Here is a 25,020-nt window from a genome sequence, read left to right as displayed (position 1 = left end):
ACCAAAATTCATCTTTGCTTTCTCCGACTCTTACTACGCAGATTAGCCTCCTCTTGAGATATCAAATGGGTTCTATAAGCATTTTTAGCACAACAAGTAATGAAGAACCTTAAATTTCCTGATATTCAATTGGAAAATCACAACTTTTCTATTTGATGCTCAAGGTAAATTAATTTACGAACATTGCGTTCGCGTAGCGACTCCTATGGAGTATTGCGGTATTCTTGGTTTTGCTGAAAATATGAGCAATCCCTTATCTTTTTGTCTAACATCGCTTTGAGAGAGTTGAGTTATACATCCGAGTAAGGTGCTAAGGCGAAATTTTTGTTACTATCAGCAAGAAAAACCTGATCGCACAAGTTAAGCAACTCAACCTCGGTTTGTGTCTTTCGCATCAATCGCAGGAACTGACCATCAGTATCAACCAACAACGCAATGTAATTGAGGAACATTTTTAGGTATCCGACACGGGAACGCACCGGGATATCTGCCGAATTTGGGGTTTGTAACAAACGGTCGATATAGGTGCGTACCTCCACTAAAGGAACGGGTTCAATTGCTTCTCCTCGCAAAACCTGCCGAATTTGATTATAAATCCAAGGATTTGCGATTGCCCAACGTCCCACCATCACACCCGCCGCACCTGTTTGAGAAAGCACTTCTTGGGCATTTGTGGCAGAGTTAATATTACCATTGGCAAGCACCGGACAATCAACCCGCTTAACCGCTTCCGCAATCAAATTATACTTAACTTCTCCGTGGTACATATCTTTCACCGTGCGACCATGTAAACTCAGCAAATCAATGTTGTGGCGAGCGATAATATCTAAAATTGCGTAAAAGTTATCTGTATTTTCAAAACCGACACGCATCTTCACAGTCAAAGGGCGATCGTTCACTGTAGAACGCAGTTCTGCCAAAATACGCTCTACTTTTTCGGGTTCTCGCAATAATCCACCTCCAACATTTTTGCGATAGATTCGAGGTGCTGGACAACCCATATTCAAATCAATTCCGGCTGTATTATAGCGGCATAGTTCCCGTGCGGTTCGTACTAAGTCGGGAATACTTTCGCCAATCATTTGAGCAAAAACAGGACGACCTGTGTCGTTTTCAGTAATTGATGCCAAAATACTACGGTTAAGCCGTGAGGTATCATTGACGCGAAAATACTCGGTAAAGAAGTAGTCGGGACTACCGTAGTCAGCGATAACCTTCATGAACCAGAGGTTTGTTACGTCCTGCATTGGGGCAAGAGCCGTGAGGGGTAAATCTGGATGAATCGATTGGGGGAGCGATACCTGGGACATAAGGATTATAGCGATTAATGCAGCATCACTCTATCAAAAAGTGGTTACTGAGATTGCATCGCAACCTAGTTGTAAAACTCCATTGGGGTTCCTTAACTTGCAGGGGTAACCATTTCAGTCGAATTTGAAAGTGATAGCAAAAGACTGGTTCAAAGCTGATTGAAAAGTGCGATCGCAACAACCTTTATCCCTTGCTTGGTTGATATTTGTGTCATCAATTTCTTTTTAATTACTTGAGGTACTTCAATCTGTAACAAATTATTGAAATTGTTCGACAAACTCGAATCAATGTAACCAGAGAATTGCTTTGCGCCCATTGTAACGTCTCATCTCCAATGCGGTTTATTACTATTGACGTATTTTGATAATTTAATCTATTAGGGGAAAGGGGAAACTTTCCAACTCTCCCCAATTTAAACTTATGCAGGATTTAGTATTTCTCTTTCCGAGATATTCTCCATCCAAGTTGTAATTGCTTCAATTTCGGAAATCCCATTATTCATAGCTCCAACAACAGATTTCTGATAGGAATTGGTAGCAAAATCGAGATTTTCAAATTTATCTTGCCCCCAAGATAAACACATGAGTTTAACTAATTCATCAATTTTATTTGGCTCTAGTTGATTGGGTAACTCGACTCCCTGAAATTGCAACCACTCTACAACTAATTCAACCGGGTAATTAAGCAATATACGAATTTGCTTAACTCGCACATCTTGATTAGGTTCAGTTTGCTGTTGTGGGAAAGTAACCTCTTGTTGGGAAGCAACTAATTTAGATTGAACGTTGCTAATTATTCCAGCCCAGTCAGCATCCCTATTCCATTCACTACGAATCCGAATTTTAGTTGCAGCATCATAAAGCCGACAAAAAACCACATTTTCTTCACCAGGAGTTGCAGCAATAATTAGAGGTTTGGAGAAGTCTTTAACTTGCGATACTGCTAATAAAAATGTTTTAGCAAAATTCGTTTCGATGCCAGTTCTCACGATATATATTTCATCTGCTGCAATCACAATATCAAGCTTAAGATTACTTTGACCCCTAAATTCCTTGCTCGTTAATCGTAGATTTTGTAAATATCCAGTTAACCCTCTTTGCTGTACTGGAATCGTTTTCTCGTTGTTGATGTTGTAGTTATACCACAAGTACGATTCGCCGCTCAATTCCCCATTTTTGACATATAAATAAATCGGTTCAGGGGGATTACAAAGCCCTAATTTGATTTCAGTAACCATTAAAATTCCTCCAAGTTATCTTTAATAGATGTGTCTACAGATTGTTTTTGAGAGTTGACTTTATTTGTCTGATATCCCGAAGCTTTTAGCACAGGAATTGCCGCATTTTTTACAGATGCTTTTGCTTGGTGATAAAGATATTGGACTACTCCATCAGCAGCAAAACAATTCGCAATTCGCAATTCGTAATTCGCAATTAACTATGAACTCCAAATTACGAATTGTACTTTGTCCAGATTTATATGTGAGGCTTCGCTTCAACTGCGAACTGCGAATCACGAATTGCGAATTGTTTTTATCTGGCGATGCTAACAGTATCCATAACAACCAAACAGCACTAAATGCCGAATCACATGGTATTTTGTGGTGTTGCTGAGATGATGATGCTCTTGTTACCCACCAATTACCGTTTACACAACCAACTTCCCCAAGCTTTGCGTCGTTGTAGTAAATACCGTCATCTAAGATATCAAACTCAAATTTCTCGCATTCAGCAGCAATAAGAGTCATTATTTCGTTGCCAGTACTCACTGTTTCTACTTCTTGTTGCTGTGTGGGCAATGTTTCTTGCTTGTAGTGCCATGTAATATAGTTGTAAGACTTTGCCCAGGTATGCGATCGATGAATTTCTACGCCGTTTACCATCACCACCCAACGTTGGGTTACAAAATCATCGGTATCATGGCTAATGCTGGCTATTAGCTTGTCTCCAGCATAGATTTCATGGTCAAAAAAAGATATTTCTATTGCTCTGATAGTATTTTCAGGTGTCGCAAAATCTTTAGCGGCAGAGTACTTATCGCATTTTTGCGCTTGCTGTATCGAACCTAGATGCGTCATAATTAAATTCCTGACTCTACAAGGGGTTAGGTTTTTACAAATGGTGTCGTGTCTGCCTAGTAAACTGGCACGATGCCTTTTGTTTTTTATATTTTATCAACTCCTAGTAGACAAGTCAACTATCAGGCGACATTTTTTTGCAAAATAGCTAAAAGTTCGGATGGGTCAATGTATACAGCTGGAAAAAGGTTCTTAAAGTCTGTGTTTAAGGCATTGCAGATAGCCAAAATTAAATCTGTTGAAACAGCTTCTGCTTTTCCAGCTTCTAGTTTATGAATGTATTGGTATGTACAAGTAACTCCATTATTGTTAACTTTATCGGCAAGTGTACGCATAGGGATTTGACCACGCAATGATTGTAGGCGTTTTCCATGTTCGGGAGTCCATTTCAATCGGTCCACAGAGTCAAGAGAAATCATAAGTTTTGTTTTGTCATTTTCACTCACATTGTAATCTCCTAGTTGACGAAAGATGCTTTGGTGACTACTATGAGTTTAAGGTTTCATCTTTCTTCTGGGGTAGATATGACTCAGATTTTGCAAGCAGCAATAACTGGAACGTGTAATGCTCACGCGGGATTACATCAAGCTATCGAACACTTAAAGTATGGTTCGGTAAATGAAGCAAAACAACTGCTGGCACGGCAAATAACTGTTTTAGCAAATGTTTTGATGATTTTGTAGCCAATATAAATAGGTCAATCGTTGCTTTTTGCGGCACACTAACCTGTGTCGCTTCCTTGCTGCGATCGAAAACTAAAACGCGGCATCTCTACATTTGCCGCCAAATTTTCATGCATCCATACCGTGACAATACTGCTCGGTTAAGCCTTTTTTGGGCATTAGAAACAACGAAATTTCAAGGGTTACAGCCTAATTTATTTCCTTAACCGAGCAGTATTGCATCCCATGACCATTAGTGGCTAAAAACATGGAGTTCCCTATGACCATGAATGCAATCGATATCGATATCTCATACACAGAACCCCAACACTGGGAAGAGTGGTTATCAAGCGGGGTTGATAAAGAAATCATAAATCTTAACGTTAAATCCCTCGAAGGCAGAACGCCTTATGACTATTTAATTTACAGCCCCAAAATATCACGTCGTAACGATGGACGCTTACGTGATGGGGATTTAATGAAATACCGTCACATTGAACACGGTGGCTGGTGGTGTAACGGAATTGACCCTCTCGATGACTACAATCCTATGATGTGGGGATGCTTTAAACCTGATAAACCGAGACGCGATACTCGCAAGGAGTTGCTCCGCGAACGCAATAAAATCCACAAGCACATCAAGTATGAGCATCCCTACAAGGAGCCAACACGAGCATTCTTCCTCCAAGTGCCACTAAAAACTTGGAGACTCGTTTCAAGGTATTGCGGAATAGACATACCATATGAAGATTTAGAAAATCCACAGGGTTTTTGGCATTGGGTTTGGCGAAGAAATGTGCCTGTGGTGATTGTTGAAGGTGTGAAGAAAGCGGCTTGTTTGCTGACGGCTGGTTATGCAGCGATCGCAATTCCCGGTGTCAATTCTGGCTACCGCACTCCCAAAGATGAAGAGGGAAATATCACAGGGAAACCTTTTTTAATCCCAGACTTAAAGCATTTTGCTACACCTGATAGACGAGTTGATATTTGTTTCGATCATGACAAGAAACCAGAAACAGTACAGCATGTCAGAACAGCCATCAAACGCATGGGAAAACTGCTTTCTATCGAGAAATGTAAGGTTCGGGTAATTGAACTATCAGGACCAGAGAAGGGTGTTGATGATTTTGTAGTTGCCCAAGGAGAAGACGCATTCAACATGCTTTACCACAAAGCTGAAACCCTTGATATTTGGCAGGTTAAGTTATTTACGCTGTTGACATATCAGCCATCTTTTGAGTGCGATAAGCGAAGCTTAACGCCAAAGGCGTATCGCAAATTTCTTGGACAAATCCAAATCCCAGATACAGAAAAGCTTGTTGTTCTGAAATCAGCAAAAGGTACTGGTAAAACAGAGTGGTTGACTGGAGAAGTTGCGAAAGCACACGAGCAAAATCGTAGAGTGTTAATTATTACTCACCGAATTCAGTTAGGGGAAGCTTTGTGCGATCGCTTTGGAGTCAACTATGTCACAGAAGTTCGTGACTCAGGAACAGGAGACTTATTAGGTTATGGAGTTTGCATCGACTCTCTCCACCAACAAAGCCAAGCGAGGTTCAATCCTAATGATTGGTATAACGATACCGTAATCATCGATGAATGTGACCAGGTATTCTGGCACTTACTCAACTCTGGAACCGAGGTAGCAAAACGTCGGGTTGCTGTCCTCAAAAACCTCAAATTACTGATTCAGAATGTGTTGAGCAGTCCTCAAGGAAAGATTTATCTGGCAAGTGCTGATGTATCCGATTGTGATGTGGATTACGTTCTGTCTTTGGCTGGAGAGATTAAAGTTAAACCGTTTGCAATTCTTAATAATTACCGACCCCAATCTGGAAATTGTTACAACTACGAAGGCAGTAATCCCAAAGATTTAATCGCTGCATTGGATAGAGCAATTCCCGAAGGAGGACACCATTTGCTGTTCTGCCCAAAAAGTGAAATCGAAATGGGGAACGCAAGCTTTGGAAGAGCGATTTCGCAAGAAATTCCCAGATTTACGAATTTTGCGAATCGATAGCGAGTCTGTATCTGACCCGTCCCATCCTGCTTTTGGTTGTATTGTTCACCTCAACGAAATTCTCACCAAATACGATTTGGTTATTGCTTCTCCAAGTCTGGAAACTGGGGTATCAATCGACATCAAGGGGCACTTTAACGCTGTTTGGGGAATTTTCCAGGGTGTACAGTCTGCAAACTCGGTACGGCAGATGTTAGCGAGATTGAGGGAAACTGTTGACCGTCATATCTGGGTAAGAGGGTCTGGAATGGGTTGGGTTGAGGATGGTTATCGGGTGATTGATGCAGAGGATATTAAGGAGGAGGAGAGTCAGGGGGTTTTTGAGTCGGTTAAAGCTGCTTCACAGGAATTGTATGGAGAGGAATGTAAAGCGATACGCCTTTGGCGTTAAGCTTCGCTTATCGCAAACTCAGAAACCATCTCTGATTCTGAATTTAAGAAACTTCAAGATAAAAAAGCCAAAACTAAAACCGAACGGCATCAGGAACGAAAAGTATCCTTAAATGACCGTTACGGGGTTGAGGTAACACCCGAACTTGTTTGGAGGGACGATGAAGGGTGGTATCCACAACTGCGGTTGCATTATTTTCTTACCTTGGGACGGGAGCATCTTACCGAACGCGATGCCAAGAGGGCTAAATCACGGATAGAAACGGGTGAAAGTGCTATTTGGAAGCCTGATTTTAACCGTGGGCAGTTATTACCTGCTGTATTGTTGCTAGAAGAATTGAATATTCGTTACTTTCTTCAGGCAGGGATAATGTTTCGCGGTTCTGATGTGGAGTTACAGAATTTGAAGGCTTTGGCTGTGAAGCATCGATATTTTATCCGTGACTATTTGGGGGTTTCGGTTTCTGAGGGGTTGAGTGAAATAGCGATCGCTCAAACACTTCTCAGCAAGTTGGGGTTGAAGTTAACCTACGTTGGCAGGATGGGGAGTAGGGAAAAGCGCGAAAGGGTTTACCAGTTTATTGAGCCAAAAGATGAGCGGGACGTGGTTTATCAGCAATGGCAAAATCGTGTCGTTGGTGTCCACCAGTGACAAGTATAGTATTTATGAACTATTGGATTGGACAAGTAATTAAATTATCCTTAAAGGATGGTAGTCCCCATACAAGTTAAACCCAGCCCACAAAATAGGATTATCTGTTTCAGTACTACAATTTGGTAAGCGACCGTTGAGACAATCTAACTGTGTATAACGTAAGGCTTCATCCCTGGGAAACTTATCTAAGTAATCATAAAATCTAGCCATAAAGGATACTGCAACCTGATCGTCTACTTCCCAGAGGGAACCCAAAATACTTTGAGTCCCCGCTCGCGAGAGGGTTTCTGGTAAGCTGATAATCCATCGCCTGGGAAGGATAAAGTGATCAGCAGACCAACAAGAAGAAAGGGTTGCATGGCGTAGTTTTGTTAGGTCGATTTCGGAGAGTTCCCTAAGACTGAGAATTTCCTGTTCTCCTGAGTCGGAAATTAATACTAGTCCTGAGCTATCGGGTTGATTTGGCTCAAAAGTTCCATGACAAGCAATGTGGAGTAGGCTTGCTTTGGATATGGTTTCTATGATGGCAGCTTTTTGAGCATCATTGTTTACTAACTGCAAATAGTTAATTTGATGAGAGTCTAACCATTGATTGATGTGGGGGAGTTCTCTTATGACTCCAGGTAAAGGACGAAACTTTTTATTGCCCTTGGATATACCAATCACAAGTGCTTGTTTTTTTAAAGGGATGGGTTGCTTAGGTTTGACTGGCTTACTTTTAGATTCATAGGCGATCGCAAGAGCATAGTGTTCGATTAAATACTTTCCTTTGTAGATAATGGAGGCAAAGGGAAACCCATGCAAGATGTCATCGGGTACTATTGTTAATCCTCGAATATGCTTAGGTATGCAATCGAATATTTTGGGTAGTTGTAAAATATCTGCGAGGTTATCGGTAATTTCTTGACCAGTTTGTTGCTCGTCATCGTTATCACCAAGTATGTTCATATCTCGACCACCGTTAATCCTCTGGATGTTTTGATACCAGCGTTGGACGACATTACGTATTTCTAAGCGGGTGGTGGAAATGACCGCAAAATCAAATAAAAATCGACTGGTTTTGACGACTAAAACGCGATCAGGCAAAATCAGAAATGAAAGGCTGAGTCTATTTTTGGGGTGAGTTAGAATACGCGATAAAAGTGAACTTGGAGGTAGGAATTGTACTTGGATGCTTTCGTTTTTAATCGTGCGTTTGGCTAAAGCATCTTTATAGTGATCGATATGCTCAACTAAGGCATTTAGTTTTTGCATTAATTTTAAGCGTAACCAAGAGCGTAGGACAAAGTTGGTCTTGCTGATTTTTTCCTGTAAGCGCTGTAGTTGGTTTATTTGTATTGCTATATATTCTTCATCTGCTGTCCATTTATTCAACAAATAAAATACTTGGTCTTCTGGTGTTAGCGATGAGGTCATTTGTTCGAGTAATTGATTTGTTGATGTTGTTAAAGCCTCAATTTCGGGGAGTGGATAATTTAATCGCGTGCGACACCAAATTAATATCCGTTGTACTTGCCAGAGTTCTGGTTTTAAAGATATTTCCTCTAGTTGTGGACAAATTTCTTCTAAAATTTGATGGGCTTGGTTAATTTTTTTACTGTCATTACATTCTGTACCTTGGTAGTAAGATAACATTCCTGATAGTATCTGTATTTGTACTTGGATAAATTGAGAGTCAGTAGACTTGAAAACCTTTTTGATGTGTTGAAGTAAATTGCTGGCATCTTTAAATTTAAGATTACTTAAATGCCATTGAAAGGCTAAGGCACGGTCTTCAAACCAAGATAAATAATTGGAGGATTGGGTTGATAAATCTGGGGATTCCCATATTTCTTCTACTGTTTGCTTGTGGTATTTTGGTTTACGCATATCCACTACTGACATGCTTGTGGGACTTGCTGTTACCAAGGAACGACTACGGGCGCTAGCAAGCTGTAGTAATAATTCTGACCTTGCCGCTAGGGTTTTATCACCTATCTTTAGAGCATTATTTTGAGTATCTTCTAAATATTGTCGGGCTGTGCTTGTTTGGTTGAGGAGAATTAAAATATGGGCAAGATTGAGGTTAGAGCGCAAAACTGCTCGTGGCGATCGCATGATTGTGCATTTTTCTTGAACTTGCTGAAATTGTTTTAGTCCTGCACCCAAATTTCCCCACAGCAGATGGAGTTTACCCGATAGCTCCAACCAACGAATTTGATACTCTAAGTGTTGAGAGCGATCGCATGGTTCCTTGAGCAGGGATAGGTAATTATCAGCTTGTTCAAAATCCCCTTTTTCTAGATATGCTGATGCGATCGCTATTTTTAATGGTAGTAATGTTTGCTTTGCTAAATCGGGGGCTTTCTCTCCTTGAGCATGAAATAAACCCCTTTGTAGTCCTTTTAATGCCTCACCATATTGCCCTAATGCACTCAGTAAGCGCCCCATCACCAGGTATAATTCGGGAAATAATACAGCCCTGTCGTTGGAGTCTGCATTGCGCCAAATACAACGGTTTTCCCACTGTAATAATCCTGAATCAGAAAACTGTATGTCATCAATATCACCAATGCGTGGAGCCATTTCTTGTAATAATTTTTGTGCTTGGTATAAGCTTCCTCGATCTAGAAATAAGTGAATGCGTCTGAGGTTTGCATAATCAGCTGATGGTTCGCTGTTTGCTTTTTGATATAAACCAACTGCACCACAAAGTAAGTCATCTGCTACTTGAAATTCACCTAAAATACCAGCTAAATCAGCGAGGGACTGGATAACTTTTAAATCTGCATCAATTAATTGGGAATTTAAAAGTCGATAGGTAAAAATTTCGCATAAATCATCGTAAGCTGCGAATAAATTGCCTTGTTGCCATTTTGTTTGAGTTATTGTAAAAGCAGCTTCTAGTTCGTCAAAGTTGTCGTATGACAAAATACCACCCCGTTTGATGTTATTACCGATTTTTTTGTTTTAAGTATTGGATGACATAAAAACCCAGCGTTTTATCCTCGCTGGGTTTAAGCAGTTTATTTTATTGATGATTCAGTTAATACATAGACAGGTTTTTCCGACTTTTCGGGGGAACAATTAGGATTTTGATTTTTTTCTTCTTCTGCTGATTGATTTTTACATTCATCATTAGAGTCTGAGTTTTGGGATCGATTTTTTAGGGAATTTGCAATGTTATTAACTTTGAATTGGGTTGACGAATGACTAGAAGCACTTACATCACCAAAGCCACTTTGACTAATTGGTACTTCTCCAATTTTTCCGGGTTGCAATTTGTAGAGTCTACCTCCCGAACCGGAGGGAAGACTTGCTTCAATTCGTTTTATAAAATCTATATTATTAAAGCTCGGAGAATCTTGAACATAGATAAACACTTTATCAGTTTCAATTCTCGTGAAGCTACTATTCTTAATTTCATCAAAGAAACTTTGCCTTCTGGGTGTCGCACCTTTTGAAGTAACGATTTCTATATTTAATCTGCCTAGACGTTGCTCTACTACCGCTTTCCGCAACATTAATTGCGGGTCTGAAGCGTGTAGTTTTATGGATTCATTAATGAGTTTTTCGGCTTTGGGATAATTTCCATTTTTCAGTGCTGAATTAATATTTTTTATTCGGGACTGTAAGTCTAATTTACTAGATAGAACAAATGCCATTGGGTCTTCAGAAAGTTTCTGAGCTTTTTGACTAGGATTGAATCCTTCTTCTAGAAAATCTACTTCTTTTCCGAACCTTTGTGCATCTCCCGGTATTTGAGCTTCATCTACAAGTTCCACATTAATTATTCGCGAATTTTTACCTGGTTCTGCAACAGTCATCATTGATTTTGAGGGTGGTAAACCGTTTCCACCTCCACCTCCTTCGCTCAGTTTTAACCACTTGTTAGAGTTTGATTGTTTGACGTAGGCAGCGGTTGGTTGGGATGATGAATATCTGAAAGAAAAAACATCACCTTTTGAAGTGATAAAAGATCGAATATCGCCATTACGCTTGCTAAGATCGGAAGCTAACGAATAGCCTGTGTCAATATCTCGATTTTCAAAACCTGTCCTAAAGCCATTTTGGGTTCTAGTAATGTTGAGTTCGCCAAACTCAGCACTAAATCCTTTGGCATCTTCTAATCTTGTTGTCAGTTTTAGACCATTGTTTGGTGTCGCCTTGAACTTAGATATTAATTTGACCTTTTCTGAGTTTAATTCGGCATTTGGACTGCGAAATTTAGTTCCAGTCTTAGGTTGAATTATTGTCTTACTTACATTGTAGCTAGGATTTTCGACTTGGAATTTAGTACCATGATAATTTTCAAATGTTAGCTTGCCATTATGTTTTTTTATAGTTTTATAATTTATGTTAGATTTACGTAAAAATTTACTCAAGCTGGAATTTTGCGGTAAGGGATCAAAATTATTTCTTTTCGCAAGAGAAACTCCGCCATAAAGAGGTTTGTTATATTGACTATCAATTTCTTGATCTGATTCCAAGAAATGTAAAGCCTCGACTTTTTCCCCTCTGTGTTGATGGCCAGCACGAATAAATTTGATTGCATTCCATTTTCTAAATTTTAAACGTTCACCTTGACTTCTATACCATTTTTCAAAATTATGATTATCTTTGAAATTGACTTTTTGTAAAAAGTTGAATGAATTTTCAGATTGGTAGCCGTTCAGCCATTGAATTACTTGATTCCACTTGAGAATTTGGTTTAGTTTTTCGTATTGAGGTTCATGGCGAGCAATTTCTCCATAATGCTTATTCCACCAATTTACAAAAGTAGCAGTATCTGGGCGTGGATTAGCTTCTTTTTTATTAACTTGATAGCGATTAGAAGACCGAGCTTGTATCTGTGTAATATTTCGAGAGAAAATAATTTCTTTATTTTCATTAGCTCTTGAATATTCATCATCATTTGCTTCCAGCCAAAGTCTTCTAGAACCTAATTTTTTTAATTCTGAGTCATAAATGGATGAAAGAGGAATCTGAGTTTCAGATTTAAAACCTTCGATTCCAGTTTCAATAGTTGCTTTTTGGAAATTTAATTGCCATATTTTCATTAATAAATCAGTGTAGAAAAGAAGCATTCCAACTTCCGTTCCTCTCAAACCTCCATCATAACGGGCAAACTGAAATCCATTTGACTGTTGAGTATTTAATAATTGATAAATTTCTTGCTCAATGTCGTTAATAATACTAAATTTTTTCTCATTTATCTTGCCTGGTTTGTCTTTATCTAATTTTATCTGAATATTTACTAATTCCTTTTCATACATTGGTTTTTGTTCATTAATCAATGAATTTATTTGTTCATTCGTATAGCCTGCTTGTTGATAAGCTTCTTTATCTTTTTCGATTTGTTGTTCAAATTGTTGTTTTATTTTTTCTTGATTTTCTTTATCTAACTGTGCTTCATAAAGCTTTAATTGTTTATTAATATTCTCGGCTATTTTTCCTTGCTCAAAAGCTTTATTTTTTTCTTTTGAATCGGAAAAATCATCAATTTTCTCAATTAGCTCTAAATATTTATCTGGATTTTTACTTAATATACCTTGCTTTGCTTCTTTAATTAGTTCGTCACTAATGATACGCTGACTATCTACTGTCAGATATTCTAAAAGTGGCTTTACCTGTTCTAAAGCTTTTGCTAGACTAGGGTAATCATATTCCCAATCTAAAGAAAAAGCACTACCTAATAAACCTAATTGACTTCCTTCTTCTATCTTTTTGTTATCAAATTCTTTTTGTTCTTTTTCAGAACGTGAAATCGATTGATACTCTTTGTTATAAAGCTGTTGAAATTCCAATATTTTTTGTTCTGATTTAAATAAAGTAGCAATATCTTCAACTTTAAGACCTTGGAATTGAGGACTATTTTTATCTTTGAAAACTTTGCGTCCTCCTAAAGCTAAACCATAACTGTTAGCTACAGCAAAAGTAATATCATTAGTTTGATTTAAAAATGATTGTAATTCGTTAATTTTCTGAGCATCATCACCATATTGGTTAATAATAGTTTCATAATAACCATAGGTAGGACTAAATATTTCCTCAGCATTGATATCTTTGCGTCTAGTAATAATAGCAGAGTGTTGTTTTGGAAAAATTTCATATTCAAATATTTCAATAAATTTGGGCTTTTCACCGTTATCTTTACGATAATTATCTGCAATAGTAGCAAGATGATTTTTGCGTTCTTCAGGAGAATCTATTTTTGGCAAAAGTGCAACTATTCTGGCATTATCTAGGCTCTGATAACGTATTGAACCATATTTAAAATTACTAACATTGCTGATGAACTCATGGCGCATTGTAGTCAGATTATCTAGCATAACAACATTTATCTTTTCATTCAAAATCCCTTTAGCAGAAAGAACAGTTAATAACAACCAGTCACGTAATTGTTCTTCCTGTTGTCTCGATAATTTTTGTTCTGTACCTTGCTTTTCACCATTCGTTAACTGTTGAGGTTCTGCCAATTTTTGAAAACTTTCATTTAACTCAAAAGTTACTTCTTGAGGCTGATTGAGAGGAAAATTTTTCTCAGTTATGCTTTCTACTGGTCTAGTAATAGATGGAACACTAGTCTGAGCATATGCAACACCTAAAATAACGGGTGATACTGCGATACCAATAATGCCTAATACGTCAATAATTTTTCTCATGATTTACTCCTGACTTGTTTATATTTTCGTTAATTGTTTGTAGAATTACAGATATTTTCTGTATTCAATGATTACTGATCTTCTTGATTATCAGGAAAATCCTTCTGTACTTGTTTGTGAAGTTGCAGATATTCTTCCTGTTCCGGTGTCAGTTTTTCTCCAGACGATTGTTGAGGAAACCAACGTAATAAAGACTCGGTAAAAATTTCCTTAATCTCTGTAGCTCGTTCATCTTTATTAAAAATAGAACCATTTTGAAAGAAACTTTTAGATGCTTTGAGTACCGCTTCATCATTCTGTACTTGACTTGCTGTTAAAATTTGTTGAAAAGCTGTCTTTCTAACTGCAAATGTTGTTTTTTCTCGCATCATAACGAAGCCAGAAGCAAGAATTAAAATACCTGCTAATACTGCCTGAATTTTAATTCGTTTATCTTGGGAACTTAAAACCCAAGGAATAAAAGGTTCCATACTAATTTTCCCTTTTGTTGATACAGGTATAAGTACCTGAGTTGCTTGCACATTGTCTGTAGAGGTAGCCACAAAAATATTATGTTCCCTCTCTTCCCCAAATAAGATGTGTTTTAAATAATCACAAATTAATGCAGAATCTAAATCTGCTAAATCTGGCTTCATCTCAACCAGTTTTTTCCAAGCTGGTTTTATTCCTTCTTTTGCTTGAGGCGGTTCTTGCAGTAACGTATGAACAGCTTCCTGTAATTTAAGTGCCGTATTTATTAACTTACTAGCAGATTCAGTTGGTTTTTCCCCACTCTTATCCTTAGCAGATTCCAGCCATCCATCACTAGGTTCTGGTAATCCAATTTGATACCAAAGATGAACTGCTTTTGCTATTGGAAATGCATTCTTGACTTTTTTTGCTTCTTCTGAATCAATATATGCTTTGATTCGGATAAAACCCTGTTGAGCTTCTTCTAAAAGTTTTTGATTTTCAACAACAGGCTGTTGCGTTTCCTGATTACTCTCATTATTCTGATTATTCTGATTATTCTGATTATTCTGATTACTTCCTGTAATTAATGACCATAGAAACGAACCAATAAAGAAGTAAAGAAGACCAAGAAATAAAAGAAGAATAATATTAAAGATTGCCCATATCCAATTTATATATAATTGGGACTTACCTCCATTCTGAGATTGAAGATAATTCATTTTCTGCTGAAAAGGCTTCATGTGACTTATTAATTCATTATGAGTTGCAACAGCATTCTCATAGTCAGGGTTGTAAGTGATAGCTTTTTCACCACACACCATTGCTTCAGCGAAAAGTTCACTTTTTGCTAAACTAACTGCACATAAATGGTACAGAGAACTTAATATTTCAAAAATTTTTAAACTGTAAGGATATCTTTTTAGATATTTATTTAATTTTTGAATACCTTTATTTGCATTTTTCGTATAATATGGTTCTGTATTTTCCTCCATTAATTTTTCTAAATATACTAAGTAGTGCATTTCTGCCAGTTCTCCCTGATAATTGATATTATGAGGTAAATATTTTAAGCGTTGCTGACAGTATTTAAGTGCTAATTGCCATTTTTTTGCTTCTTGACAGGCATTAATTCGCGTCTGCCAAGCTTCTCCCAGCAGATTTTTGATTTCTTCTCCATCAACAACAGACAACTCCAATAGCTGCTGGATGTAGTCAATGTGAACAAAAGCACGCTCCTTCCAAGATGGCTTTGTTACATTCTGTATCAAACCATTATAAAAAGCACAGTGAGTATCAATAAATAACTCATGCAGTAAAAGCTGACGCAGCTTTACCGGGTTATTCATTATTATTGCATCAGAATGACCAGCTACAGTTAACGCTAAATCTTGCCAGACTTCTCTTTCTGCAACTAACTTCTTCAACTCTACTTGAACTTCACGCCAGAAAAAATCAGCCCGTTGCCACTTTGATTCTAATTCAGATGCGATCGCTTGTTGATGCTGACGCAACAAATGCCCAAAACGACCTAAAACATCAAGACGGGAACCAGAATATTTTTGCTCAATCAAACTCAGAAGCTTATAAGCTGCTTGCTGTTCGGTATTTAAACCTGCGCGATCGCAACTCAAACTGTAGAGGTTTGCAGAGATGGAAGGGAATACTCGTTCTTGAGGACTACATAAAAGTGCAACCATGACAACTCCTAATGGATATTCTATGACTTGTATTGGGAAATCAAATAGTATTTAGTAAATGTTTTAGCGATTAAATATTGAGATAAATCAATTGAGGATTACGAAAGGTTCATTTGTTTTCTATCCAAAGAGATATTGTTTTACAAAAATATTATGTTATGCAAAATATTTATCCACACGTAGAATATATAATCTTTATAAAAGCTTCATGAATAAATATTAAATTTACATTTTTTGTTTGTCCTACTGCTAATTGATTTATCAGAGTATGGTAATGAAATGCCTTTTGTCTATCTTCCTTTCCTCTCTGGTTTATTACCCAACTGACAGTTCCCAATAGCATTAAAATAAAAAGAAGAGAAACAGCCACCATCAATTGTGAATAATTAAATATCCTGGAATCTGTGGATATATCATTTGTTGGCAGTGATTTTGAACTTTGATTCAAGATTTGATAATCAGGTAACTGTAAATTAATATTTCTAGGTATTGTAGTTACAATCAAAATCTCATTAGTTACCCAATCATCTAAGATTGTTGATTGTTCCGTTTCATCTGGACAAGGTGCGATCGCACGCATTTGCATTTGTTGAATAAGACAATTACCTTCTCCAATATTATTAGAGCGAGAAGAACGTCTATTGAAGTTTTCAATATTATCTTGTGCTAGTAAATTAGCGTCGAATTCACTCGTACTCACTATCAATTTTAGAATATCTTTATATTCTCTAACTCCACGTCGTTGAAAGTTAATTGGTATAGATATAGGAATATATTTCCCTTCTAAAACCCATGTCTCTTCTCCTGGTTCTAGCCAAATTCCAGTACAACCCCCAGCAAAAGGAATTGCTGTTATGGCAAAAAGCTCAGTTAAATTTAGTAAGACACAGTAAAGTGTTATATCACTTGTATTAATTAATTTAACTTGTATTGCTGGAGGTTTTAATGTGTCGTCTTGAACTTTATATGTCAATGAAAGCTGATAATCCTGAACTTCATAAGTTTCTACATCTTGGGGATAAAACTGTACTTCTACCGCATAAGCTGGAATCAAACTATTTGCAGGACTTGTAATAGAAGCAATATTTCTCCATCGTGCAATATGTTCTAAAACATAAATTGCTTGTAATGCACTCTCAATAGTAAAACCCGATATTGGAGATATTATCTCACAGTTATCGGTAGCACGAATAATCCGATATTCATCATTGATAGCCTTGATGTAAAAATCAGCTTCGGAGGAATTATCAACTCCACAAATATACAGCGAAGCATTTTCCCCAAAACTAGCTTTTTGGATAGCTTGATGTGCAAAACTAGCTCCTGACGTATCCCCTTCAATATAAACCTGGAGAAAAGCTACTGGAAGATAAGTAATTGCAGCTTTATAAATTAACTCTGGGCTTAATTCTTGTCTTTCTCCAGATATATTAATTCTACTAGACTGCGGCAAAACTTCCGTGACTTCAGCCACTGCGATCGCATTTTTTAATTGGCTAATATCTTCTAAGTCTATAGGGAAAATCGCTAATCTGGTATTTTGATTTCCCTGGGTAGAAATAATACCATGAATTGCACCGCCATCAATAATCCAAGCATTACTCCCATCATACATAACAGTAAAGTAAGTTTGTCTTTTAGCGATTGCTTTTCCTAAAAAAGGCTGGTCTAAATCGCTAGGATTTGTTGCTTCAACTTGTGGGGATTGATTTGTATAAATACTCCGTACTAAAATATTAGAACGTTTCAACAAATCTCTGTAAGTCAAATTACTATTTCTTTGTAGACTATCAAGTAAAAAGTAGGAGAAAATTCCTCTTTTTTGGCTTTGATGTTCCCTTGCTAACTCATTATCTCTACAAGCTGCTAGCAGTATATATTCTCCTCTAGATAAAGAAAATCGATTTGCGACATTACTAGAATTTGAGGTAGCAAGTAAACTATTGATTTCTTCATCTGAAAATATAAAGCTGGAAAGTGGTCTTTCTTTAGATTCTGTATTAACTGTACGTATACCTGTGTATGCGTTCAAAGATACATCATTTTCTGCTCGTGTCCCTCCACCAGAATGACAGCAATCCAAAATCACGACAAAATGGGGATGATTTTGAGAAATCTCTGCAATTAATTTGGCAAGCTCCTTATCAGCTAAATCCCAAATACCATCTGTACGACTATCCCAACACACCAAAGTTTCATTCAAATGGTCTGGTTCTAAATGCCAAAATTCCTCACTAGCATTTTCCTGAGAACCATGTCCACTAAAGTAAAATAATGCAACATCATTGCTTGTAGCTTGACACAAATGTTCGCGGAAACCATCAATAATTGCTTGACGAGTTGCTTGAACATCAATCAGTTTTTTGATATGTAATTTATCCCCATTCGTTACTAAATGCCTTTTTAAAAATTCATCTAGTGCAGTGACATCATTTACACAACCTTTTAATGAAGGAATTGCAGAAGATTTGTAATTATTGATTCCAACTGCTAAAATATAAATATTACGATCCATCACTGTATCCCTTTAGTTTTTGTCCAAAGTCCAAATCTAAACCAACTTCAGGTTTGCAGAACTATTATTGAATATGAATTATCACACTCAATAACTAGATAATAAATTTTTCCAAGATACTATCTTCTCCAAGGCTAATTTTCAAACTAAATTCATCCCCTACATTTCCTTTGAATCTAAGTTGTAACCAGTTATTTGCTTTTGATTGTTTTTCAAGTTGGGGAATTGGTTTATCTTCCTCATCTAACAATGTCATCTTGATTCCATCTAGTAAAAATATTGATTCACTAGCAGGGTAAAGTCTTAAGACAATCTCAACTTCATCTTGATTGACTTGTGTTTGACGCAATATTAGCAAAACTGGTTCTGAGGGATGTTGCAGATGTATAAATTTGGCAGCACCAGATTCTCTTTTTTCTGTTTCATCTACAGGAGAAATGGCTAAATCTTTTGCAACGGCTAATTCTGCTTCCCATCCCCCATCTAATAATCCTTCAAACCATTTGCTTAATTTCACTATTCCTTCGCTAATTTGATTGACAGAAGCATCAACTATATCGACTTTATTAGTTGATACTTTTACAACTGATACAGATTGTAACTGGTGTAAGTAAAGTAAAAAAGACCGTAGAGAATTTAATTTATTTAAAGGTAATATCTCATTTTCAACAGATTCAACAAAGCCTAATATTTTAGCTTGTCTATTACCTTCATCAATTTCTACTACCATATAACCAATACGTTCTGATAAAACTTCCGATGGTATCTCGCAAAATTTTTCTTTTGGAAGTACAGGACGACATTCAATTAAACCCTTATCTTTAATAAACAAACTAGCTGTATTCATTAAAGACGATGCAATATTATCTAAACCATGACTTTTGCTTGGTTCTGTTTTTATTCCTATACACTGACAGTAAAAGTCAATAGCTAATATTGCCAAAGTATTCAAATAAGCTACACGTGATTTTTGTTTGTTTTTTTCTTGCTGACTGAACCTTTCAGCAGTTTGAAACATTTTTCCATCGATGGGAATAGTAAAAGCCAACTGATTAGCATCCATTATGATTTCTCCTGATTCATTTTGCAATTTATTCATCTCAATAATGTTCAAATATTGACCTTATTAACTAACTCACTCCCATAAGTATTTTCTAAAATAAGGACTAAATTCATCACAACAACGTCTATAGAATGAGTAAATAGGACCATGAGTTTCTCCTAAGTTTAACTCTTGGGTAATTTCTTCCCATGATTTATCTTCATACTTTTTGAGTAAAATTGCCTGAAAGCTTGCTTTGGGATTCTTCTTAAACAACTTGCCAGCTAATAATCCTTCTGGGTCTTCTTGAATAAATTCCATCAACTTTTCAGATGGAAGATGATTTAGACTTGGAGGCTGATAACTTTCGATAAAATCTATTTCATATTCATCTCCATCCTTATTTCCTCCTTCATATTTATATGAAACTTTTCCACCCCAATTAAGCCAATTAAAAACGTTATTTTTACGTTTATTTAATAAAAATCTAACCCAAGCCATCACAGGTTTATCAGAGTTGTATCTATCTATATTTTGGAAAATATATATCATCAAATTTTGCAGCGTCTCTTCGTAAATATATTCTGATAAACCCATATTGCTTGGTTTTGGTAACTCCACTTTTATTCGCTCCATTAATAGAGTCATTAATTCTGTCAGCACAATCTGTTTTTCTAACAATGCTTGTTGTCTGACTTCATCACTAAGCGAATCATCCTCAGCTTGTATTGCTGCTTTTTGAGCTTTTACAGCTAACTCTTCCAAAGAAGGAAAAGATTTCCCCATAGCAAAATACTCCTGCGTGCGTTCCTGTTATCTTTGTTTCTGTATATTTGACTATTCTTGTAATCACTATTTACAAAAATTTGCATATTCATAGGTTATTAGCGATCGCTAATAATGAGATGCTCGAAACTGAAGAACGTTTTCTCCTTCCCTTTCGCACTCCCATATCACTCTCCATAACAAGAGTGAGTTTTTATGCATATTTTGTAAAATTATTTTTCTTGAGAAATACCCCAATAGATGCGTTAATGCAAAATTAACCGAATCACGATACGCACATAATTTCTCTCCGTATATTTAACTAGGCACTTCCTTATTCTGATATATATCAGTTGTTTTTGCAACTATTTTACTCGGATATCCTTATATATCCTCTGGAAAGCAGGTAAAATAGAGAATGAACAGCCAAATAATTTATGAATAAATGTTGTCACGTAATTTTCTGTCTCAAATAGCTTACGAGCATGAACTGTCTCCAGAGCAGCAGCAAGTTTTCTTGATGCGGATTGTTGATGGTCTGAGTTACGAAGAAATCGCTGCTCAGTTGAATACATCCGCAGATGCTTGTTTGAAGCGGATGGGTCAGGTTTATAAAAAATTTAACATTAGCGGTACTAGTCGGGGTAAGGAAAGTAAACTGAGATTTTTTTTGACAAATCAGTTGGAGCGATCGCAACGGTTAGAAAAGGTTGCTGAGGAATTTTCAGTCAATACCCAATCAATTGAGGAAAATAAACAGGAAATTGCACCCAATTCAGTTGCTCAAAACTTACCAGTGAGGGAATATACAACTTTTGTTGGTCGCGATCGAGAAATCACGCGATTGATGGAACTTCTCGATTTCCATCACACCGCTCATTTAATTAGTGTCGATGGGATTGGTGGTGTCGGGAAAACAACCTTAGTAGTGGAAGTAGCTTATCGTTGTTTGCAAGCAAGCAGTAATCAACTTTTTACTCCCAATCTTCCCACCTTTGAAGCCATTATCTTTACTTCCGCCAAACAGAATCATCTCACTTCCATCGGCATTTTGCCGCGATTAACTAAAGAACGGACACTGCGGGATATTTGCCGGGAAATCTCTCGTATCCTAGACTTGAGTGAAATCACAAATTTCCCCATAGAGGAGCAGTTTCAACCAATTCGAGAGAAATTATCACAAACAAGAACTTTATTGATTGTTGACAACTTGGAAACAATTGAAAATCAACAGGAAGTTCTCTCGTTTCTCTACGACTTACCACCAAGTGTGAAAGTTATTATTACTACCCGCGAACAAGCATTGTTTGTCCCCATTCGTCTGGGTTGCTTACCCAGAGAACATGGTTTACGTCTAATCCAACAGGAAGCGCAAGAAAAAAGTATAAATTTGACTGCTGAAGAATCTCAGCAACTTTTTGAGGGAGTAAGTGGAATTCCCGCAGCAATTATTTATGTTATTGGTCAAATAGCAGCAGGTTATTCACTGGAAGATGCTCTCTCACAAATTAAAGAACCCGATGGTGATGTAGCTCGTTTTTGCTTTGCTGGCTCAGTAATTCCCCTCAGAGGTACACCCCCCCACTGTTTGCTGATGGCTCTTTCATTGGGAGTTAAACCTATAACTAGAGAAACTGCTGCTAGTGTGGCTTTTGAGCAAGCTGACCCAATTATTACATCCCAAGGATTAGCAAAATTACAGCAGTTGTCACTGGTGTACCACCAACAAGGACGCTATAGCTTGCTGGAACTAACCCGCGAATATGCTGCTTCTGAGTTAGCTGCAAATCGTGAATTAGCTCAAAAATTGCAACAGAGATGGGTAAATTGGTATATCCGTTTTTCCGAGGTTTACGGAGGTACAAATTGGAAGGAGTGGCATCTTGGCTATAGTTACCTAGAAGTTGAATGGGAAAACCTCAAAACCGTTCTTGAATGGTGTATTAGCCAAGGGATTTACGGAGATGCACGAACAATTTGGCAGCAGATTAAGGGCTATATTCATGTGCGTGGATATTGGGATGAACGCTTAGAGTGGACAGCTTGGTTAATTGAAACCGCGAAACAAGCAGGAGATTGGACGTTTGCAGTTGAGGTAATGTGCGATCGCGCTGGAACTTTAATTAGGATGCGTCATGAAAACCAACTCAAAGAAGCAGAGATATTATTACAGGAAGCTTGGAATTTACGTCAGCATCAAAGCATCACATTACAGTTAGATATAGCCACCAACATGGTTATCCTCTCCATTTATCAACAAAAATGGCAGCAAGCTGGGGAGTGGTTAACAGAGGAAGAAAAACTGTTAACCCAAACTTCTTTATCAGAACTAGAACTGAAGCAGCAGCAAGTTCATATTCTTTATTATCAGGGGCAGATATCCTTCAAAACAGGCAATTATCAGCAAGCACAAAGCTTTTTTCTACAAGCATTAGAATATGCAACAACAGCAGGATGGTTAAGAGCGACAACTGCAATCCAAAACTGGCTTGCAGATATAGCACTGGAACTAGGGAACTTCAAAGAAGCAAGACAATTGTTAGAAATTAGCTTCCCAATGGCAGAAAGACATAAAGATAAACTCTCTATTGCTTACCACAAAGCAACGTTTGCCAAACTCGAAAAGCAATCGGGTAATTTACCTCAAGCAAGACGTTTGGCAAAGGAAGCAGCAGAGGGTTTTGAAAGTTTAAAGATGGTAGTGGAAGCAAAAGAAATGCGCTCTTTGCTTTCTTAAAATAAATCAATGGAGTCAAATTACGATTTGGGGATAGTTAAGCAGGCACTTCTCTGTAATTGAGGGAAATGCTGGGGCAATATTAAACAAGGTCCCCGATGATATACTTCATTGTGGCAAATGTCTATGCCAAAAATCTCTAAAAACAAATGTTTCGTTAGAGCAAAAGCTGTTTCCTGGCATTTATGGCTTATTTCTAAGTTGTCATCAGCAGGAGAATAATGATGTAAAATATAACCATATAATTCTTGGCAATTTTCAATATATTTAGCCGTGTTTAGCAGAATATGAGTATGCCATACTTGGTCAATTTCTACTGTGGGAACTAATTCGGTATTTGGAAATAGAAAATGAAGGCATAAAAACATTTTATATCGAAGAATTGCAGATTTTATCTCTTCTTCTGTCCATTGAAAGTTCTTACTATTAGAGGTAAGCTTTTTTGAGATTACTTGCAAATCTAATTGATTTAATTTACGGAAAAAGTTTGTAATTTTTTCTGCAAATTCTTCATTGTTATTACTCAGTAATTGTTTCTCCCAAATTGTATTCAAGCCGTTTTCTCCTTGTATGGATTATGAGATGGATTGTGGGAGAAGTGACAAAAATTTCAGCATCCCCATACTATACCTCCGAATTTCAGGTCATGATTTATGCATTTTTATATTTAAGTTTTTTCCATGAGACGCTGGATAGTCGATTTTTACTTCAATCCCTTGAGTTGACTAAAATTCTACGAACAGAGTAAAAAATATAGACAAATAATTCAAAAACATGAATAAATAATGCTTTGATTTGTGGATATTTAAATGTCAAGACAATCCACAATAGGTAAAAACGATGAAGAGACAAATTAGTTTAATTCTAGCTAGTTCTGCATTGATTTATAATCTAATTCCATTTTCTTCTGTGATTGCTGGAAATGTCAAAGAATCAAACAAAAACGTTCCGAAAATATCGCTAACAACATCACAAAATCAACTTGCTAAATCTAATAAATCTCAAATTAAATTGGAATCGCAAGTAAAAAGTAATAAACAAGCATTAACCCCAGAATCTATTCAGGCTTCAGTTGTCAAAATTCAAGTGGGATGCAAAGCAGAGGTTTATTGGGCAAATAATAAAAAGACTTATTATGTAAGTACTGGTGGTTCTGGGAGTGGTTTTTTTGTGAGTCAGGACGGAAAAATTGCTACAAATGCCCATGTAATTGATATCGTTCAGAACTCAGATAAGTGTCTACAAAATCTTTTTGAGAATTTTGTTGTTCAACTAGCTGAAGATTATAATTTTAAACTTAATGATTTAGATAAAGATGACTTCAAGTATTTTGTTGAAAATTCCCAACCCAAAAGAATTAAACATATTCAAAAAGTAGTCCTATCAAATGGAAGGGAGTTACCATTTAAAACTATAGTTTCTGGTTTTTCTGGTACAGCAAAAGATGTAGCAGTTATCAAAATTGATGTCAGAAACGCACCAATATTAAAGCTCGCTGACTACAATAATGTAAGAGTGCTAGATAGTGTACGCGATCACACTCCAATTTCTAAAAAATAAACCTACTTTGCTTTGGTAGGATTTTGTACATTTAGCAATGAAGACAAATTTACTTTTGATTCTTGGGTTTGAGATTTTGGCTAAAGAATTTTGTCCTCATCATCCAAGCTTCCTCTGCGGCTTCAGGTGAATAATTTTCCCGTCTGTCACTCATAAAACCATGTCCAGCTTTGGGGTAGACATTGAGAATATAGCGTTTCTTGGCTTTGGATAAAGCGGTGGTGACTCTTCCATTCTCATCAGCAGCAATCAGTTAGTCTTCGCTACCATACAAATGATTTCGATAAAATATGATTCATCTAGGTAACAGTTCACCTTTGCAAGCCATATTAAGATTTGTCAATCGAGCAATAGCGATTAAAGTAATTAAGCAAATAATAACAACTCAATCATCGCAAATTTAACGCTTAAAAGTAATTATGTCTCGTCCAAATTTTACTATCTTTGCCCAACACTATCTCTCAGTTTTACTAAGTGATTTTGGAGATATTT

General features: G+C 36.9%; 20 protein-coding genes. 6 read left to right on the top strand and 14 right to left on the bottom strand.

The features are described from left to right. Positions 1-290 precede the first annotated feature (290 nt). The 6 genes from CK510_RS06045 to CK510_RS06025 form a co-directional block, all read right to left on the bottom strand. A complete protein-coding gene (locus CK510_RS06045) occupies positions 291-1,310 on the bottom strand; it encodes a tRNA-dihydrouridine synthase family protein (protein ID WP_095720836.1) in 1,020 nt (339 codons plus the stop codon). 149 nt (positions 1,311-1,459) lie between these two features. Beyond that, the gene (locus tag CK510_RS31565; RefSeq protein WP_158224852.1) at positions 1,460-1,627 is read right to left on the bottom strand and encodes a hypothetical protein; all 168 of its coding nucleotides are present in this window, start codon (positions 1,625-1,627) and stop codon (positions 1,460-1,462) included. Between the two features lie 102 nt (positions 1,628-1,729). Further along, complete coding sequence (locus CK510_RS06040) at positions 1,730-2,548, bottom strand: hypothetical protein (RefSeq protein ID WP_095720835.1); 819 nt, start codon at positions 2,546-2,548, stop codon at positions 1,730-1,732. Further along, the gene (locus tag CK510_RS06035) at positions 2,548-2,730 is read right to left on the bottom strand and encodes a hypothetical protein (protein ID WP_095720834.1); all 183 of its coding nucleotides are present in this window, start codon (positions 2,728-2,730) and stop codon (positions 2,548-2,550) included. Before CK510_RS06035 ends, CK510_RS06040 begins: the two co-directional genes overlap by 1 nt. Next, complete coding sequence (locus CK510_RS06030; protein WP_095720833.1) at positions 2,702-3,388, bottom strand: hypothetical protein; 687 nt, start codon at positions 3,386-3,388, stop codon at positions 2,702-2,704. Before CK510_RS06030 ends, CK510_RS06035 begins: the two co-directional genes overlap by 29 nt. 122 nt (positions 3,389-3,510) lie before the next feature. Next, positions 3,511-3,834, bottom strand: coding sequence for a helix-turn-helix domain-containing protein (locus CK510_RS06025; protein WP_095720832.1), 324 nt, complete (start codon positions 3,832-3,834; stop codon positions 3,511-3,513). A 42-nt stretch (positions 3,835-3,876) separates the two neighbouring features. Between CK510_RS06025 and CK510_RS31560 the strand changes: the two genes are divergently transcribed. From CK510_RS31560 to CK510_RS34215, 4 genes are all read left to right on the top strand, one after another. Continuing rightward, entirely contained in the window at positions 3,877-4,071 is a 195-nt protein-coding gene (locus CK510_RS31560) for a hypothetical protein (RefSeq protein ID WP_211293106.1), read from the top strand. Positions 4,072-4,330: 259 nt separating this feature from the next. Next, positions 4,331-6,070 carry a DUF3854 domain-containing protein gene (locus tag CK510_RS34225; protein WP_342745941.1) on the top strand — a complete coding sequence of 580 codons (1,740 nt, stop codon included), beginning with the start codon at positions 4,331-4,333 and terminating at the stop codon, positions 6,068-6,070. After that, on the top strand, positions 6,015-6,461 hold the full coding sequence (locus CK510_RS34220; protein ID WP_342745940.1) for a hypothetical protein: 447 nt from the start codon (positions 6,015-6,017) through the stop codon (positions 6,459-6,461). The genes CK510_RS34225 and CK510_RS34220 overlap by 56 nt, the downstream gene beginning before the upstream one ends. 186 nt (positions 6,462-6,647) lie before the next feature. Beyond that, complete coding sequence (locus tag CK510_RS34215; protein ID WP_342745939.1) at positions 6,648-7,112, top strand: hypothetical protein; 465 nt, start codon at positions 6,648-6,650, stop codon at positions 7,110-7,112. Between the two features lie 39 nt (positions 7,113-7,151). Here the strand turns inward: CK510_RS34215 and CK510_RS06015 are convergent, their stop codons facing one another. The 6 genes from CK510_RS06015 to CK510_RS05990 form a co-directional block, all read right to left on the bottom strand. After that, positions 7,152-10,025, bottom strand: coding sequence for a CHAT domain-containing protein (locus CK510_RS06015; RefSeq protein ID WP_095720831.1), 2,874 nt, complete (start codon positions 10,023-10,025; stop codon positions 7,152-7,154). A 95-nt stretch (positions 10,026-10,120) separates the two neighbouring features. Continuing rightward, on the bottom strand, positions 10,121-13,759 hold the full coding sequence (locus CK510_RS06010) for a hypothetical protein (RefSeq protein WP_095720830.1): 3,639 nt from the start codon (positions 13,757-13,759) through the stop codon (positions 10,121-10,123). A 71-nt stretch (positions 13,760-13,830) separates the two neighbouring features. Further along, positions 13,831-15,909, bottom strand: a complete 2,079-nt coding sequence (locus CK510_RS06005) for a tetratricopeptide repeat protein (RefSeq protein ID WP_095720829.1) — start codon at positions 15,907-15,909, stop codon at positions 13,831-13,833. A gap of 169 nt (positions 15,910-16,078) precedes the next feature. Continuing rightward, positions 16,079-18,424, bottom strand: coding sequence for a caspase family protein (locus tag CK510_RS06000; RefSeq protein ID WP_095720828.1), 2,346 nt, complete (start codon positions 18,422-18,424; stop codon positions 16,079-16,081). Between the two features lie 94 nt (positions 18,425-18,518). Then, entirely contained in the window at positions 18,519-19,538 is a 1,020-nt protein-coding gene (locus CK510_RS05995; RefSeq protein WP_245911862.1) for a DUF1822 family protein, read from the bottom strand. A gap of 21 nt (positions 19,539-19,559) precedes the next feature. After that, on the bottom strand, positions 19,560-20,252 hold the full coding sequence (locus tag CK510_RS05990) for a hypothetical protein (protein WP_095720826.1): 693 nt from the start codon (positions 20,250-20,252) through the stop codon (positions 19,560-19,562). A gap of 424 nt (positions 20,253-20,676) precedes the next feature. On the opposite strand from CK510_RS05990, the gene CK510_RS05985 reads away from it, so the two are divergent. Continuing rightward, positions 20,677-22,968 carry a sigma factor-like helix-turn-helix DNA-binding protein gene (locus CK510_RS05985; RefSeq protein ID WP_095720825.1) on the top strand — a complete coding sequence of 764 codons (2,292 nt, stop codon included), beginning with the start codon at positions 20,677-20,679 and terminating at the stop codon, positions 22,966-22,968. A 20-nt stretch (positions 22,969-22,988) separates the two neighbouring features. Here CK510_RS05985 and CK510_RS05980 read toward each other — a convergent pair whose 3' ends face one another. Further along, positions 22,989-23,522 (bottom strand): glycine-rich domain-containing protein, encoded by a 534-nt coding sequence (locus CK510_RS05980; RefSeq protein WP_095720824.1) that lies wholly within the window; start codon positions 23,520-23,522, stop codon positions 22,989-22,991. A gap of 286 nt (positions 23,523-23,808) precedes the next feature. Here CK510_RS05980 and CK510_RS05975 point away from each other — a divergent pair, with 286 nt between their 5' ends. Continuing rightward, positions 23,809-24,528 (top strand): trypsin-like peptidase domain-containing protein, encoded by a 720-nt coding sequence (locus CK510_RS05975; protein WP_095720823.1) that lies wholly within the window; start codon positions 23,809-23,811, stop codon positions 24,526-24,528. A gap of 49 nt (positions 24,529-24,577) precedes the next feature. On the opposite strand, the gene CK510_RS05970 is transcribed toward CK510_RS05975, so the two are convergent. Next, entirely contained in the window at positions 24,578-24,778 is a 201-nt protein-coding gene (locus CK510_RS05970; protein ID WP_281256989.1) for a dienelactone hydrolase family protein, read from the bottom strand. Positions 24,779-25,020 lie beyond the last annotated feature (242 nt).

It is taken from the genome of Brunnivagina elsteri CCALA 953, assembly GCF_002289455.1.
GTDB classification, from domain to species: Bacteria; Cyanobacteriota; Cyanobacteriia; order Cyanobacteriales; family Nostocaceae; genus Brunnivagina; species Brunnivagina elsteri.
This window is presented reverse-complemented; position numbering and strand designations above follow the sequence as displayed.

Bases quoted from the DNA above. Each gene is read 5' to 3' on its own strand.
- CK510_RS06010 (WP_095720830.1), bottom strand. From the start codon at position 13,759: ATGAGAAAAATTATTGACGTATTAGGCATTATTGGTATCGCAGTATCA.
- CK510_RS06045 (WP_095720836.1), bottom strand. From the start codon at position 1,310: ATGTCCCAGGTATCGCTCCCCCAATCGATTCATCCAGATTTACCCCTC.
- CK510_RS05975 (WP_095720823.1), top strand. From the start codon at position 23,809: ATGAAGAGACAAATTAGTTTAATTCTAGCTAGTTCTGCATTGATTTAT.
- CK510_RS05990 (WP_095720826.1), bottom strand. From the start codon at position 20,252: ATGGGGAAATCTTTTCCTTCTTTGGAAGAGTTAGCTGTAAAAGCTCAA.
- CK510_RS31565 (WP_158224852.1), bottom strand. From the start codon at position 1,627: ATGGGCGCAAAGCAATTCTCTGGTTACATTGATTCGAGTTTGTCGAAC.
- CK510_RS06030 (WP_095720833.1), bottom strand. From the start codon at position 3,388: ATGACGCATCTAGGTTCGATACAGCAAGCGCAAAAATGCGATAAGTAC.
- CK510_RS34225 (WP_342745941.1), top strand. From the start codon at position 4,331: ATGACCATGAATGCAATCGATATCGATATCTCATACACAGAACCCCAA.
- CK510_RS06040 (WP_095720835.1), bottom strand. From the start codon at position 2,548: ATGGTTACTGAAATCAAATTAGGGCTTTGTAATCCCCCTGAACCGATT.
- CK510_RS06000 (WP_095720828.1), bottom strand. From the start codon at position 18,424: ATGGATCGTAATATTTATATTTTAGCAGTTGGAATCAATAATTACAAA.
- CK510_RS31560 (WP_211293106.1), top strand. From the start codon at position 3,877: ATGAGTTTAAGGTTTCATCTTTCTTCTGGGGTAGATATGACTCAGATT.
- CK510_RS06005 (WP_095720829.1), bottom strand. From the start codon at position 15,909: ATGGTTGCACTTTTATGTAGTCCTCAAGAACGAGTATTCCCTTCCATC.
- CK510_RS05985 (WP_095720825.1), top strand. From the start codon at position 20,677: ATGTTGTCACGTAATTTTCTGTCTCAAATAGCTTACGAGCATGAACTG.